The sequence below is a fragment of the Thermobispora bispora DSM 43833 genome (genome assembly GCF_000092645.1).
GTDB classification, from domain to species: domain Bacteria; phylum Actinomycetota; class Actinomycetes; order Streptosporangiales; family Streptosporangiaceae; genus Thermobispora; species Thermobispora bispora.
Map to the genome: position 1 here is coordinate 1,222,927 of NC_014165.1, position 14,199 is coordinate 1,237,125.

General features: G+C 72.8%; 12 protein-coding genes. 7 read left to right on the plus strand and 5 right to left on the minus strand.

Annotated elements, in window-relative coordinates; genetic code table 11:
* Nucleotides 1-168: 168 nt before the first annotated feature.
* A complete protein-coding gene (locus TBIS_RS05395; protein ID WP_013131333.1) occupies nt 169-906 on the minus strand; it encodes a GntR family transcriptional regulator in 738 nt (245 codons plus the stop codon).
* 109 nt (nt 907-1,015) lie between these two features.
* On the opposite strand from TBIS_RS05395, the gene TBIS_RS05400 reads away from it, so the two are divergent.
* The 3 genes from TBIS_RS05400 (at nt 1,016) to TBIS_RS05410 (ending at nt 4,515) form a co-directional block, all read left to right on the plus strand.
* Nucleotides 1,016-1,336, plus strand: coding sequence for a hypothetical protein (locus TBIS_RS05400; protein ID WP_013131334.1), 321 nt, complete (start codon nt 1,016-1,018; stop codon nt 1,334-1,336).
* A gap of 498 nt (nt 1,337-1,834) precedes the next feature.
* A complete protein-coding gene (gene dapA, locus TBIS_RS05405; protein ID WP_013131335.1) occupies nt 1,835-2,752 on the plus strand; it encodes a 4-hydroxy-tetrahydrodipicolinate synthase in 918 nt (305 codons plus the stop codon).
* A 77-nt stretch (nt 2,753-2,829) separates the two neighbouring features.
* A complete protein-coding gene (locus TBIS_RS05410) occupies nt 2,830-4,515 on the plus strand; it encodes a ribonuclease J (RefSeq protein WP_013131336.1) in 1,686 nt (561 codons plus the stop codon).
* A 203-nt stretch (nt 4,516-4,718) separates the two neighbouring features.
* Here the strand turns inward: TBIS_RS05410 and TBIS_RS05415 are convergent, their stop codons facing one another.
* From TBIS_RS05415 to TBIS_RS05425, 3 genes are read right to left on the minus strand one after another with little or no spacing between them, the layout of a single operon-like run.
* On the minus strand, nt 4,719-5,873 hold the full coding sequence (locus TBIS_RS05415; RefSeq protein ID WP_013131337.1) for a hypothetical protein: 1,155 nt from the start codon (nt 5,871-5,873) through the stop codon (nt 4,719-4,721).
* The gene (locus TBIS_RS05420; RefSeq protein WP_013131338.1) at nt 5,870-7,129 is read right to left on the minus strand and encodes a glucarate dehydratase family protein; all 1,260 of its coding nucleotides are present in this window, start codon (nt 7,127-7,129) and stop codon (nt 5,870-5,872) included. The genes TBIS_RS05415 and TBIS_RS05420 overlap by 4 nt, the downstream gene beginning before the upstream one ends.
* On the minus strand, nt 7,123-8,028 hold the full coding sequence (locus tag TBIS_RS05425) for a 5-dehydro-4-deoxyglucarate dehydratase (protein WP_013131339.1): 906 nt from the start codon (nt 8,026-8,028) through the stop codon (nt 7,123-7,125). Before TBIS_RS05425 ends, TBIS_RS05420 begins: the two co-directional genes overlap by 7 nt.
* 338 nt (nt 8,029-8,366) lie before the next feature.
* On the opposite strand from TBIS_RS05425, the gene TBIS_RS05430 reads away from it, so the two are divergent.
* Nucleotides 8,367-9,170, plus strand: coding sequence for an NAD-dependent epimerase/dehydratase family protein (locus TBIS_RS05430; protein ID WP_013131340.1), 804 nt, complete (start codon nt 8,367-8,369; stop codon nt 9,168-9,170).
* A gap of 1 nt (nt 9,171) precedes the next feature.
* Nucleotides 9,172-10,644, plus strand: coding sequence for an aldehyde dehydrogenase (NADP(+)) (locus TBIS_RS05435; protein WP_013131341.1), 1,473 nt, complete (start codon nt 9,172-9,174; stop codon nt 10,642-10,644).
* A 183-nt stretch (nt 10,645-10,827) separates the two neighbouring features.
* Here TBIS_RS05435 and TBIS_RS05440 read toward each other — a convergent pair whose 3' ends face one another.
* Complete coding sequence (locus TBIS_RS05440; RefSeq protein ID WP_013131342.1) at nt 10,828-12,138, minus strand: pectate lyase family protein; 1,311 nt, start codon at nt 12,136-12,138, stop codon at nt 10,828-10,830.
* Between the two features lie 298 nt (nt 12,139-12,436).
* Between TBIS_RS05440 and TBIS_RS05445 the strand changes: the two genes are divergently transcribed.
* Both TBIS_RS05445 and TBIS_RS05450 read left to right on the plus strand, forming a co-directional pair.
* The gene (locus TBIS_RS05445) at nt 12,437-13,303 is read left to right on the plus strand and encodes a carbohydrate ABC transporter permease (RefSeq protein WP_013131343.1); all 867 of its coding nucleotides are present in this window, start codon (nt 12,437-12,439) and stop codon (nt 13,301-13,303) included.
* Nucleotides 13,300-14,196 (plus strand): carbohydrate ABC transporter permease, encoded by an 897-nt coding sequence (locus TBIS_RS05450; protein ID WP_013131344.1) that lies wholly within the window; start codon nt 13,300-13,302, stop codon nt 14,194-14,196. The genes TBIS_RS05445 and TBIS_RS05450 overlap by 4 nt, the downstream gene beginning before the upstream one ends.
* The last annotated feature ends 3 nt before the right edge of the window (nt 14,197-14,199 follow it).

Below are 14,199 nucleotides of genomic sequence, written 5' to 3' on the forward strand. Positions count from 1 at the left end.
CAGCGTACGCGTCGTCCTGGGAGGCCGGGGGGAACGAGCATCTCCCCGGTGAGGCGCGGGTCGCCCCGCGGACGCGGCCCGCTCCGGTGGGCCGATGGGAGGTCAGCGGAGCGCCGCGGAATCCCCGGATCGCCGGTCCGGGGCCGGTGCGCCGGCGGGCCGCCGCGGTCACGGGCGGGCCGGAATGCCGTAGACCAGGCGGAACCGGTCACCGGGGACCACGAGGTCGTGGGTCTCCACCGGGCGCCCACCGGCCCAGTAGGTGCGCTCCACCTGCATGACCTGGACCCCGGTGGGGAGCTGGAGCAGGTCGCTCTCGCCCGGCTGGGGCACCCGGATGTAGACGCTCTCGCTGATCTCGTCGACCGGCGTGCCCGCGGCCGCCAGCCGGGCGGCGGCGCCGACGCGCTCGGCCGTCCCCTCTTCCGGAGCCTGGCTCTGCCCGAACTCGGTCGGCTCGTACACGGTGAGGAGCTGCATCGGGCGGTCGTCGCCGCGGAACACGAAGCTGACCTTGATCACCGGGACCGGTTCGGGGAGCCGGAGGCGCTTGGCGACCTCCGGTGGCGGATCGGCGAGCTCGCTCCGCCAGGTCCAGGTGGGCTTGAGGCCGAGGGCCTGCATGTCCGCGACGAAGGCCGCCTGGGGGTCGGCGTGACGGTCGCGGTGGAGGGGGAAGAGGATCGGCTTCTCGCGCACGCGGTGCCCCGAGCTCACCCGGCCGATGATCAGGCCTTCCTGGGCGAGCACGCGGAGCGCGTGCCGGGCCGCGGTCTCGCCGACGCTGTACTTCCGCGTGATCTGGTGGCGCGACGGGATCGGCGCGCCCGGGGGAAGCGTGCCGTCGATGATCTGCCGGCGCAGATCTTCCACCACGCGCAGATAAACCGGATCGGAATTCGCCATTCGTCATTCCTTGGAGCTGACGTGGACTGCGGCTTCTGCGTATCCGTCCTACCACAGAGCGTGACGGCCGCAGTCTGTGATTCCACCTTTGCCCGGAGAAGGGCGGCGCATGGGCCGCACCACGACGCCCCGTGACGGTGACGCCGCGCTTCCGCCGGAGTACCACGGCCTGCACGTCGCCCCGGTGCAGCCCGGCCACGAGGCCATCGAGTGGCTGACCCCCACCAACCGCAGCGACCGGGTACGGGTGGTCCAGCACACCTGCGAGTGCCGGACCACGATCTACGAGCTGTGCCGTTCCGGCGGGCTGATGTTCATCCGGCGCACCGTCCGCACCGCGAAAGGGGCGCGGGTGCACGAGACCGAGCGCCTGATCACCGCGCGGATGGAGCGGCTCTGGATGCGGCTCCTCCTCGGCCAAGCCCGGTGAGGCGGCTCTCCCCGGCCGGTCCCGATGAGGCGGTTCTTGCCCGGGATCGGTTAGGCGGTTCTCACCCGGGCCTGGTGAGGGGGCTGCTCGGCCAATCCGGTGCGGCGGCACTCCCCGGGGGCACGTGACACCGGAGCCGCTCCCGAGCGAGGCGCTCCGGCCGCGGCACGGCCGTCCCCGTCCGGTGGGAGACCGCTCCAGGCGGATCGCGGGAACGCGAGCGCTCAGGCCGGCCACTGCCGCCGGGGACCGTTCCGAACGCCGGCGTCTTCGTGGCCGGGAAGCGAACCTCTTCGCGACCGGGAAGCGACCGGCGCTTTGCAATGAGGCCGGTGTAACGCGAGCGGCCTTTGGAACGATTGGGGGAATGGAGGCCGCTGATATGTGTACCCCCGAGCACATATCAGCGGCCTTTCCGGTTCTCATCCGGTCGTGACGGCGTCGATCACCGGGTGGCGGGCTCCACCAACCCGCGCGGTTGCGGGTAGCGTTCGGTCTATGGCATCGCCAACTGGAACTTCCGACGCCCCCTTCGGCCGCATGCTGACCGCGATGGTGACGCCGTTCACGTCGGACGGAGCGGTCGATTACGAGGCCGTCCAGTGCCTCGCGGAGTACCTGGTCGACGAGCAGCGCAACGACGGCCTGATCGTCAACGGCACCACCGGGGAGTCCCCCACCACGACGGACGAGGAGAAGGAGCGCATCCTCCGGGCGGTCGTCGAGGCCGTCGGTGACCGGGCCTTCGTCGTCGCCGGAGCCGGCACCAACGACACCCGGCACAGCGTCGAGCTGGCCAAGGCCGCCGAGCGGGCGGGCGTGCACGGCCTGCTCGTGGTGACGCCCTACTACAACAAGCCACCGCAGGAGGGCCTCTACCGGCACTTCTCCGCCGTCGCCGATGCCACCGGCCTTCCGGTGATGCTCTACGACATCCCCGGGCGGACCGGGGTGCCCATCGCCACCGAGACACTGCTCCGGCTCGCCCAGCACCCGCGGATCGTCGCGGTGAAGGACGCCAAGGGCGACCTGTTCGCGGCCTCCCAGGTGATGGCCGCCACCGATCTCGTGTTCTACTCGGGCGACGACCTCATCAACCTGCCGTGGCTCTCGGTCGGCGCGGCGGGGTTCGTGAGCGTGATCGGCCACGTGGTCGGCGCCGATCTCGCCGCCATGATCCAGCACCACCGTTCCGGGAACGTCGCCGGCGCCCTGGAGATCCACCGCCGCCTGCTCCCGGTGGCCGCGGGGATCATGACGCGCACCCAGGGGGCGATCATGGCCAAGGCGGCCCTGAAGCTGGTCGGCCAGGACGCCGGCCATGTCCGGCTGCCGCTCGTGGACGCGACCGAGGAGCAGATCTCCCTGCTCCGCGCGGACCTGTGCGCGGCCGGCGTCAAGCTGGCCGATGGCTGATTCCGATGGAGACGAATGAGCGAGCGGAATACATGGAAGGACAGATCTGACCGGCACGAGGCGGGGGAGGGACGCGTATGAGCCACCCGCATCCCGAGCTCGGGCCGCCCCCGCCACTGCCAGCCGATGGCCTGCGCATCGTGCCGCTGGGCGGCCTGGGAGAGATCGGCCGCAACATGGCGGTCTTCGAGTTCGGCGGGCGCCTGCTGGTGATCGACTGCGGGGTGCTCTTCCCTGAACCCGACCAGCCCGGCGTCGATCTCATCCTGCCGGACTTCGACTACATCCGGGGGCGCCTCGACGACATCGAGGCGCTCGTGCTCACCCACGCGCACGAGGACCACATCGGGGCGGTGCCGTACCTGCTCCGGGAGCGCCGGGACATCCCGATCGTCGGGTCGCGGCTCACGCTGGGGCTGGTCGACGTCAAGCTCAGCGAGCACCGCCTCCAGGCGGTCAAGGTGGAGGTCGCCGAGAACGAGCGGCGGAGGTTCGGGCCGTTCGACTGCGAGTTCATCGCGGTGAACCACTCGATCCCGGACGCCCTCGCCGTGGCGATCCGGACGCCCGCCGGGCTCGTGCTCCACACCGGCGACTTCAAGATGGACCAGCTCCCGCTCGACGGGCGCCTCACCGACCTCGGCGCCTTCGCCCGGCTGGGCGCCGAGGGCGTCGACCTGCTGATGTCGGACTCCACCAACGCCGAGGTTCCGGGGTTCGTCACCAGCGAGCGGGAGATCGCCCCGGTCATCGACGAGATCTTCCGCACCGCCGAGAAGCGGATCATCGTGGCGTGCTTCGCCTCGCACGTCCACCGGGTCCAGCAGATCATGGACGCGGCGCAGCGGCACGGCCGCAAGGTGGCGCTGATCGGCCGGTCGATGGTGCGCAACATGGGCGTCGCCCGGGACCTCGGCTACCTGAAGGTGCCCCCGGGGCTGCTCGTGGACTCCCGGGAGGTCGAGGAGCTGCCGCCGGAGTCCGTGGTCCTCATCTGCACCGGATCGCAGGGGGAGCCGATGGCGGCGCTCTCCCGCATGGCCAACCGGGACCACCCCATCCGCATCGCGGCCGGGGACACCGTCCTGCTCGCCTCGTCCCTGGTCCCGGGGAACGAGTCGGCCGTCAACAAGGTCATCAACGGGCTGAGCCGGTGGGGGGCCCGGGTGGTGCACCGGGGCAACGCCCGGGTGCACGTCTCCGGCCACGCCGCGTCCGGTGAGCTGCTCTACGTGCTCAACCTCACCAAGCCGTCCAACTTCATGCCGATCCACGGGGAGTGGCGGCACCTGCGGGCGCACGCCAAGCTGGCGAGCCTGACCGGGGTCCCGGAAGAGAACATCGTGATCGCCGAGGACGGCGTGGTGGTCGACCTGGTGGACGGCAGGGCGCGGATCGTCGGCGCCGTGCCGTGCGGTTACGTGTTCGTGGACGGCACCTCGGTCGGCGACATCACCGACGTGGCGCTGAAGGACCGGCGCATCCTGGGGGACGAGGGGTTCATCTCGATCGTGGTGGTCGTCGACTCGACCACCGGCAAGCTCGCCGGCGGCCCGGAGATCACCGCTCGGGGGTCGGGCATCGAGCCGGAGGCGTTCGACGCGGTGATCCCGCAGATCGAGCAGGCGCTCCACGAGGCCGCCGCGTCGGGTGTCACCGACCCCACGCAGCTCCGCCGTACCGTCCGCCGGACCGTGGGGCGCTGGGTGCACGAGACCTACCGGCGCCGGCCGATGATCATCCCGGTGGTCATCGAGGTCTGAGCTCGGCACGCCGCACCGGCGCCGCGCACCGAGGCCGGCGCGGACGGCCACGGCCAGGGCCGCGATCCGCGAGCGGCGGTGCGCCGGGCGCCGGCGGGGCGGGGGCGCCCGGCGAGCGCACCGGCCGCCCCGGCACCCCGCCGCACCGGTGGTGAGCCGCGCACCACCGGTCACGCTGCGGCGCGGCGCACCCGAGGGGAAGGTCAGCCCCGGTCCGATCCCGCGCCCGGGCCGTGCCCGGTCGCCGCGATCGCCTCGGCGATGGCCTTCAGCCGGGCGGCCGAGGCGAGCCCGGCGTGGTACCAGTGGATCTCGGCGGCCCCGGCCGCGCGGTACGTCTCGGCCAGCCGGGCGAGGGCGGCGCCGTCCGCGGGCCGCGGGGGCAGGGCGAGCAGGTAGGCGCCCACGCGCGGGCCGAGCCGGCCGAGCGCGCGCAGCCCTTCGGTGTCGGTCTCCGGCGCCCCCCAGCAGCTCCCCACGAGCAGGTCCACGTCCACCCCCTCGGGCACGGTGGCGAACGGGCCGGTCGCCCACGGGTCGGCGCTGGCGTGGAGGGTGATCGGGATCCCGGGCCGGACCGACCTCGCCTCGGCGATCAGCAGGTCGCGCAGCTCCCCGGCGAGCCCGGTCCGCAGGTCGCGCACGGTCTCCGCCATGTCGCCGAGGGCGTCCTCCACCGACACGGGCGCCCCGTCGACCCCGGCCCGCACCCGGGAGCGCAGCTCCGGGACGTCGAGCCCGGCCGACTCGTACCGGGCGCGGCAGGCCGCGCAGAAGCAGAGCGACAGCAGCGCCGTCTGCACGGGCGACCAGTCCGCGCCGTCGGTCTTCTCGTGGTGGCCGCCGTGCTTGAACCCGAGCGCCCCGCACGCCTCCAGGATCAGCGCGTCGGGGGCGCCGAGCTCGACCACCTCGTGGACCAGGGTGCGGCAGTACTCCCGCACGTCGGCCGCTGCCGGGCAGAGCGCGTACGGGTACGGCTCGCCGAAGGCGTTGGTGACCACCAGGTCGGGCGCGGACGAGCCGAGCACCGAGTTGTGGGTGAGCACGGTCCAGGCGTGCACGGGCAGGCCCTCGGCGCGCAGGGCGTCGCGGGCCTCGCCGAACGGGTCGGCCGAGGACATCCAGGCCGGCCGGGGCGGGACGAGCCGGTGCCCGCGCCAGGCCTCCTCCCGGACGGGGACGTAGCACGCGGCGTGCACGTCGACCAGCCGGTGCTCGGGGTGGTGCGGGGTCGCCGCCCGCGTGGTGTGGTAGGCGGCGGCGAGCGCGACCGCGTCGGCGCCGAGCGCCTTCAGGCGGCCGGGGGCCGCGGGGTCGCCGACGATGTCCCAGGGGTAGGCGTAGACGACGTTCACCAGAATCCTCTCCGGGTGGAAAAGCTCGGATCGAAGCTCCGCATGTATCCTTCGTCGTCCCGGGTGCGGATGCCACAGCGCTCGTACTGCTCGTGCATGACGGCGAGCGCGTCGCGGTCGAGCTCCACGCCCAGCCCGGGCCCGTCCGGCACGGGGACGGCGCCGTCGACGAACCGCAGCGCGCCCGGCGCGACCACGTCCTGCCCGTCCTGCCACGGGGTGTGCGTGTCGCAGGCGTGGGTGATCGCCGGGGTGGCGGCGGCGAGGTGGGTCATGGCGGCGAGGCTGATCCCCAGGTGCGAGTTCGAGTGCATCGACAGCTCGATGCCGAACGTGGCGCACAGCGTGGCGATGTGCGCGGAGCGCACCAGCCCGCCCCAGTAGTGGTGGTCGATGAGCAGCACCCCGATCGGCCTCCGCTCCACGGCCGCGGGCAGGTGCTCGGGGGTGACCACGCACATGTTCGTGGCGAGCGGCATGGGCACCTCGGCCGCGACCCGGGCCATGCCGTCGATCCCCGGGGTGGGGTCCTCCAGGTACTCGAGCACGCCGTCGAGCGCGCGGCCCACCCGGATCGAGGTCTCCACCGTCCAGGCGGCGTTCGGGTCCAGCCGCAGGGGGAGGCCGGGGAACGCGTCCCGGAGGGCCTGGATCGCCTCGGCCTCCTGCTCGGGCGGGAACACCCCGCCCTTGAGCTTGATGGAGCGGAAGCCGTACTCGCCGATGAGCAGGCGGGCCTGGGCGACGATCCCGTCGGGGTCGAGCGCGGGGCCGAAGCGGTCCTCGGGCTTCCCGGGGTGGCCGGCCCACTTGTAGAAGAGGTAGGCGCTGTACGGCACCGCGTCCCTGACCTTGCCGCCGAGCAGGTCGGCCACGGGCCGCCCGGCCGCCTTGCCCTGGATGTCGAGGCAGGCGACCTCGAACGCGGCGAAGACCCGGTCGACGGTCTTCACCCGGCTGGAGGAGCCGGTGAGCCCGTGCATGTCGGTGACGATGTTCGCGCCGACCACGTCGGCCACCCGCCGGTAGATGCGGTGCAGCGCGTAGACGTCGAGCCCGGGGAGCCGCGCGGCGGCGGCGCGGACCTGCTCGAGGTGGGCGAGGTCGCCGTAGGTCTCGCCCAGGCCGGTGATGCCCTCGTCGGTGACCACCTCGACGATGGTGCGCAGCGCCCATGGCTGGTGCACGCCGGCGGCGTTGAGCAGCGGCGGGTCGCGGAACGCCACCGGGGTGACGCGGACCTCCCGGATCAGCATCCGGCGATCTCCAGTCCCTTGGCGATGAGACGTTCCAGCCGGGCGATGTGCTCCGGCGTGGGGTCGACGAGCGGTGGCCGGACGGAGCCGGCGTCGATGCCGCGGAGGGTGACGCCCGCCTTGATCAGCGCCACCGCGTACCCGGGCACCTGGTCGCGCAGCTCGACGAGGGGGCGGTAGAACTCGGTGAGGAGACGCTGGGCGAGCTTGTCGTCGCCGCCGGTGAGCGCGCGGTAGAAGGCGAGCGCCACCTCGGGGAGGAAGCCGTACACGGCGGAGGAGTAGAGGGGCACGCCGAGCCCGCGGTAGGCGTGCGCGGTCATCTCGGCCGTGGGGAGCCCGTTGATGAAGAGGAGCTCCCGGTCGGTGGCCCGCCGTACCGCGAGGAGGATCCGCTGGAACAGGTCGATGTCGCCGATCCCGTCCTTGAACCCGACCACGTTGGGAAGCCCGGCGAGGCCGGCGGCCGCGTCGGGGGTGAGCCGGGCGTTGCCGCGCAGGTAGACGATGAGCGGCAGGTCGGTGGCGGCGGCGAGCTCGCGCACGTAGCGGGCCACGCCCTCGGGCGGGGCGCTCACCAGGTAGGGCGGCATGACGAGCAGCCCGTCGGCGCCGGCCGCGGCCGCCCGCCTGGCGCACTCGCGGGCGTACGGCAGGGAGCCGCCGGCCCCGGAGAGGACCGGGACCCGGCCCGCGGTGGTCTCGACGGCGACCCGCACCACGCGCTCGTACTCGTCCGCGTCGAGCGCGTGGAACTCGCCGGTGCCGCAGGCGGCGAAGACCCCACCGGCCCCCTTGGTCACTCCCTGGTCCACGTGCCGGGCGAGCATCTCCTCAGCGAGCCTCCCGTCGCCGCCGAACGGCGTGACCGGGAAGAAGAGAACCCCCTCGAGGTGCATTCCACATCCTTCGCTTTCCGTTGATCATCGGTGTCCGGGCGGCATGTGCCTGCCGCCCGTTCGGCGCCCGCGGGCGCCGGAAGGCCAGGAACGCGGTGCTCGACGGCAGGGAGCGCGGGTGCGGCGAGCAGGCGGGATCGCCAGAGCGCCCCTGTTCACATAGCAGAACCTCGTCCCTCCTTATGTACATCACGACGGTAGGAATCGGGAAGAGGCGCCGTCAAGGGAGCTGAGTCGCATATCTGAATGAGATTCACTCTTGTGAACAGAACCGAATCCTGCCAGACTGGCGACTCCAGCGGACAGTGAACGGACCACCCGCCGAAACGAGGAGGCTCATGCGGATTCTCATCACCGGTGCTGCGGGCGGCGTCGGCACGCTGCTGCGCCCCCGCCTGGCCCGGCAAGGGCGGGTTCTGCGCCTGCTCGACATCGCCCCGATCGAGGCCGGACCGGGCGAGGAGGCGGTGACCGCCGACATCACCGACCCCAAGGCCATGGCCGAGGCGATGGACGGCGTCGACGCGGTGCTCCACCTGGGCGGGCACAGCCTGGAACGGGCGTGGGAGGAGATCCTCCACGTCAACATCCACGGCACCTATGTGGTGCTCGAGGCGGCGCGGAGGGCCGGGGTACGGCACGCGGTGCTGGCGAGCAGCAACCACGCGGCCGGCTTCCACCCCCGGTCGGCCGGGGAGGCCCCTGACTACCTCTTCCCCCGCCCGGACACCTACTACGGCGTGAGCAAGGTCGCGGTCGAGGCGCTCGGCTCGCTTTACCACGACCGGTACGGCATGCACGTCACCTGCCTGCGGATCGGCTCGTGCTTCGAGCGGCCCAAGGACACCCGCATGCTCTCCACCTGGCTCTCCCCGGACGACTGCGCCCGCCTCGTCGAGGCGGCGCTCACCGCCGAGGGGTTCCACGTCGTCTGGGGCATCTCGGCCAACACCCGGCGCTGGTGGTCGCTCGAGGAGGGCCGCGCCATCGGCTACGAGCCGCAGGACGACGCCGAGGTCTTCGCCGCCGAGCTCATCGCCGAGCACGGCGAGCCGGACCCGGAGGACATCGCCCACCGCTACCTGGGCGGCGCGTTCTGCGGCCCCCGGTACCACGCCGACAACCTGACGGGGGGACGGTGAGATGGGCGCCGGGGACGCGGGAACGGTGACCCCGGCCGGCGGGGCCGCGACCGCCGCGGAGGCGGTGCGCGAGGCGGTCGAGCGGGCGGCCGCGGCCTGGGAGGCCTGGCGCGCGGCCGGCCCGGCCGGGCGGGCCCGGGCGCTCGAGGCCGCCGCCGAGGCGCTGCTCGACCACACCGAGGAGCTCTGGCCGGTCGCCGACGCCGAGACCCACCTCGGCGAGACCCGGCTGCGCGGGGAGATCGCCCGCACCGCGGCGCAGCTGCGGCTCTTCGCCGGCGTGCTGCGCGACGGCGGCTACCTGGAGGCCACCATCGACCACCCGGACCCGGAGGCGACCCCGCCCCGCCCCGACGTGCGGCGGATGAACCACCCCATCGGGGTGGTGGCGGTGTTCGCGGCGAGCAACTTCCCGTTCGCCTTCTCCGTCGCCGGCGGGGACACCGCGTCGGCGCTCGCGGCCGGCTGCCCCGTGGTGGTCAAGGCCCACGAGGGGCACCCCAAGACCTCCGAGCTCACCGCGTCCGTGGTACGGCAGGCCCTGCCCGACCCCGCCCTGCTCGGCCTGGTGCACGGCTTCGAAGCGGGGGAGCCGCTGGTCACCCACCCGCGCGTGGCGGCCGTCGGGTTCACCGGCTCGCTCGCCGGCGGCAAGGCGATCCAGGCGCTGATCCGCCGGCGGCCGGACCCGATCCCGTTCTACGGCGAGCTGGGCAGCGTCAACCCGGTGATCGTGCTGCCGTCCGCCGACCCCGCCGCGGTCGCCGAGGGGTTCGCCGCCTCGCTCACCCTGGGCGTGGGCCAGTTCTGCACCAACCCCGGCCTGGTGTTCGTCCCGGCGGACCGGCCCGAGTTCGAGCGGGCGATCGCGGACGCGGTCGCCAAGACCACGGGCGGGCGGATGCTCACCGCGAAGATCCGCGACGGCTACCTGCGCGGCGTGGACCGGATCGCCGGCGCCGGCCTCGCCGTGCTCGCCCGAGGGCGGGCCGGGAGCGCGCCGGACGCGGTCGCCCCGCAGGTTTTCGTCACCGACCTGGACGCCTTCGCCGCCGGGCTGCCCGCGCTGGCGGAGGAGTGCTTCGGGCCCGCCTCGATCGTGGTCCGGTACGGTGACCCGGCCGAGCTGCCCGCCGTGCTGCGCCGGCTGCCCGGGTCGCTCACCGCCACCGTGCACGCGGCGAGCCCCGGCGAGGCGGGCGGGCTCGTGCCCGTGCTCGAGCGGCTCGCCGGCCGCCTGATCTGGAACGGCTGGCCGACCGGCGTCGCGGTCTGCTGGGCCATGCACCACGGCGGGCCGTGGCCGGCCACGACCTCGGCCGCGCACACCTCGGTCGGCGCCGCGTCGATCAAGCGCTGGCTGGTGCCGGTGGCCTACCAGGACTGGCCGGCCGAGCTGCTGCCGCCCGAGGTACGGGACGGCAACCCCCTCGGTGTCCCGCAGCGGGTGAACGGGCGGCTGGTGCGCCCGTGACCGGCGCCGGGCCCGCCGCCGGGCGGGCCCGGCCGTCACGGGGCCGCCGTGAGGCCGCCGCGGGGCCGTCACGGGGCCGGCGCGGGCCGCCCGGCGCGCGGGCGCCCGCCCGGCGGGGCCGGACGGGCGCGGAAAGGGGCCGTGGGGGAGAGGGCCTGTGACGCGGGCGTCCGATGGGCGCCGTCAGAGCAGGCGGCCGGCGCCCGCGTGGGCGGCGACCTTCGCGGCGACGGACGGCGCCGGGTCGATCTTGGTGTACCGGGTCGGCGTCCAGCCGGCGTCGGTGCCGAGGTCGGGGTCGTTCGCCGCGTTGTAGACGCCGATCAGGTCGATCGGCTGGAGCCTGCCGTCGATGCGCGCCACGTTCTCCCGGGCGGTGAGCGCGGTCCCACCCCAGTCGTGGAGCAGCGTGGCCGGGTTCACGCCCTTGCCCAGGTGGAAGTGGTTCCGCTCGGCGTAGATCTGCGACTGGACGCCCACGCCGAGCGCGTAGACGAACGTGCCCGGGTCGGGGATCTCGTAGGAGTTGTTGTAGACGTGGACCTTGCCGAAGCGGACGCGCGGCAGCCGCTGGAGCGTGTTCGTGAACCGGTTGTGGTGCACGGTCACGTTGAGCTTGCCGGCGTCGTTCGCGGGGTTGTCGGTCGAGCCGATCAGCATGGTCTTGTCATGGTCGGCGAAGACGTTCCATGACACCGTCACGAGGTCCGACCCGTTGGTGATGTCGAGCTGGCCGTCGTGCACCTGGTACGGCCGGCCGAAGTAGTGCGGCTGGGCCGAGTCGGGGTTGTCGCCGTCGGTGAACGTGTTGTGGTCGATCCACACGTTGGTGGACCGGGTCACCGAGATGCTGTCGTAGGCCGAGTTCCAGTTGCCCTCCGGGCCGTCGGTCGGGTCCCACTGGGGGAAGCAGTCCGCGGCGTCCTCGAACCGGATGTTCCGGATGATCACGTTGCGCGCCTGGTCCACGCGCAGGTTGAGGTGCCGGATCACCGCGCCGGGCAGGCCGACGATCGTGGTGTCCGAGGGCACCCGCAGCACGATGTCCGCGGCCTGCGCGGCCGCGGAGGCGGCCCGCGCCTCCTCGAGCGGCCCGGACGGTTCCCGGTCCCGCCCCCAGACCTCCGGGTCGTAGGCGGCGAGGTAGGCCTCGAGGGAGTACCCGTTCCGGACGTAGTCCGCGCAGGTCTTGCCGGTGTCGATCACGCCCTTGACGTAGATGATCCGCGGCCCGGGCGCGGCGAGGGCGGCGGCGAGCCCGTCCCGGTCCGTGACCACGTGGATGTTCTCCCGGGGCGCGCCGGATCCACCGGTCGTGCCGCCGTTCGCCGAGGCCCAGCCGTCGTTCGGGGGCAGGGTCTCGTGGCCGAGCCGCCAGGCCTTGCTGCCCGGCCGGAGCGGGTCGTGCTCATCGGCGGCCTGGGCGGCCGGCGCGCTCATGGCCGCCACGGTGACCGCGATGGCGGCCGGCAGGAGGACGGCTCGTGCACGCATCATGCCTCCTTCCCGCGGTCCCCGGCGCGGGACCGCGTCGGGATCGGGGGGTGGGCGGCCCGGCCCGGGTGTGGTGTGGCGCGGGCACACCACACCCGGGGGCCACATCCATGAATCACGTTCATGTCCGTGAAACGTAACCGGACCGTACGGCGTGAGCGCGCGGCGGTCAAGACCCACGCGAATGTCCGATCGCTTCCGGAATTGGGCCTTGACAACTTTTGGGGTGGCCGAGCACCGTTGATCCGTCCACGTTTGTGAACGCCATTCAGAAGTGTGATTCCCGGGAGGTGCGCCGGTGGTGGCGTTGCGCCGCAGGGCGGTGCCCTACCTGCTGATCTCCCCGACGGTCGCGCTGATCGCGGCCTTCCTCGCCTACCCCATCGCCAGCGTGGCGTACTACAGCCTCCAGCACCGCAACCTGATCCGGCCGTGGGCGGACGGGTTCGCCGGGCTGGAGAACTTCCGCCGGATGCTCTTCGAGGACGAGCTCTTCTGGCAGAGCCTCGTCTTCACGGCGAAGTGGGTGGTCACCGAGGTGGGCCTGCAGTTCGTCCTCGGGCTCGCGCTCGCGCTCATCGTCAACGAGACCTTCATCGGACGAGGGCTCGCCCGGGCGCTCGTCTTCTCCCCGTGGGCCGTCTCCGGCGTGCTCACCACGGGAATCTGGATCCTGCTCTACACGCCCGGCACCGGGGTGCTGCGCTTCCTCGGCCACCCCGAGGCCGCCCCGCTCGGCGATCCCGACGCGGTCTTCCCCGCCGTCGTCCTGGCCGAGCTGTGGCGGGGCGTGCCGTTCTTCGCGATCCTGCTCCTCGCCGGCCTCCAGGGCATCCCCGGCGAGCTCTACGAGGCGGCCTCGGTGGACGGGGCCGGGCGCATCCGCCGCTTCATCCACATCACGCTGCCCCACCTGAAGGACGCGATCGTGCTCGCCACGCTCCTGCGCTCCGTCTGGGAGTTCAACAACGTCGACCTGCTCTACACGCTCACCGGCGGCGGGCCCGCGCACCTCACCACAACGCTCCCGCTCTACGTGGCGCAGCGCGCCATCGACGCCAAGGACTTCGGGTACGGCTCCGCGCTCACCATGGCCGGCTTCGCGATCCTGCTCTTCTTCTCGATCCTCTACCTGAGGGTCACCAGGTTCGGAGGTGAGCGGTGACCCCGGGCGTGAGCGCCGACGTGATGACCCGCCCGCCGCAGGCCGCGCGGGCGGCGACCTCGCGGGCACGGCGCCGGGCCATGCGGGACCCCGGCCGGGCGCTGCGGCTCTACCTGCCGCTCGCCCTCTACCTCGCCTTCACCCTGGTCCCGTTCTACTGGATGATCTGCTTCGCGCTGCGGCCCTCCGGGTCGACCTCGCTCGTGCCGTGGCCGATCACGTTCGAGAACTTCGAGACCGTCTGGAACGACATCGGCTACGCGGTGTTCTTCAAGAACAGCGTGATCGTCGGCGTGTGGTCGCTGCTCGCCACCACCGTGCTCGCCCTGATGGGCGGCTACGCGCTGGCCCGGTACCGGTTCCGCGGGCGGACGCTCTTCATGATCGTCCTGCTCTGCAGCCAGTTCATCCCCGGCGCGATGCTGCTCATCCCGCTCTTCTCGATCTTCAAAGGGCTCGGCCTGATCAACAACCTGTGGAGCCTCATCATCGCGGACACGGTGTTCAACCTGCCGCTGTCGATCATCCTGATGAGCGGCTTCATCACCGCGGTGCCGTACACGGTGGAGGAGGCCGCGATGGTGGACGGCTGCACCCGCCTGCGGGCCTTCTTCGCCGTGGTCCTGCCCCAGCTCCGCCCGGGACTGATCGCGGTCGGGTCGTTCGCCTTCATCCACACCTGGAACAACTTCCTGTTCGCGCTCATGTTCATGAGCCGGGAGGACGGGTTCACCATCCCGGTCGGGCTGAGCTACACGATCGGGGAGTACAGCGCCGACTTCGGAGCGCTCGCGGCCGGGGGCGTCGTCGCCGCGCTCCCCGTGGTCCTGGTGTTCGCCGTGATCCAGCGCTATCTCGTGCGCGGGATCAGCGCCGGTGCGGTCAAGGGATGACTC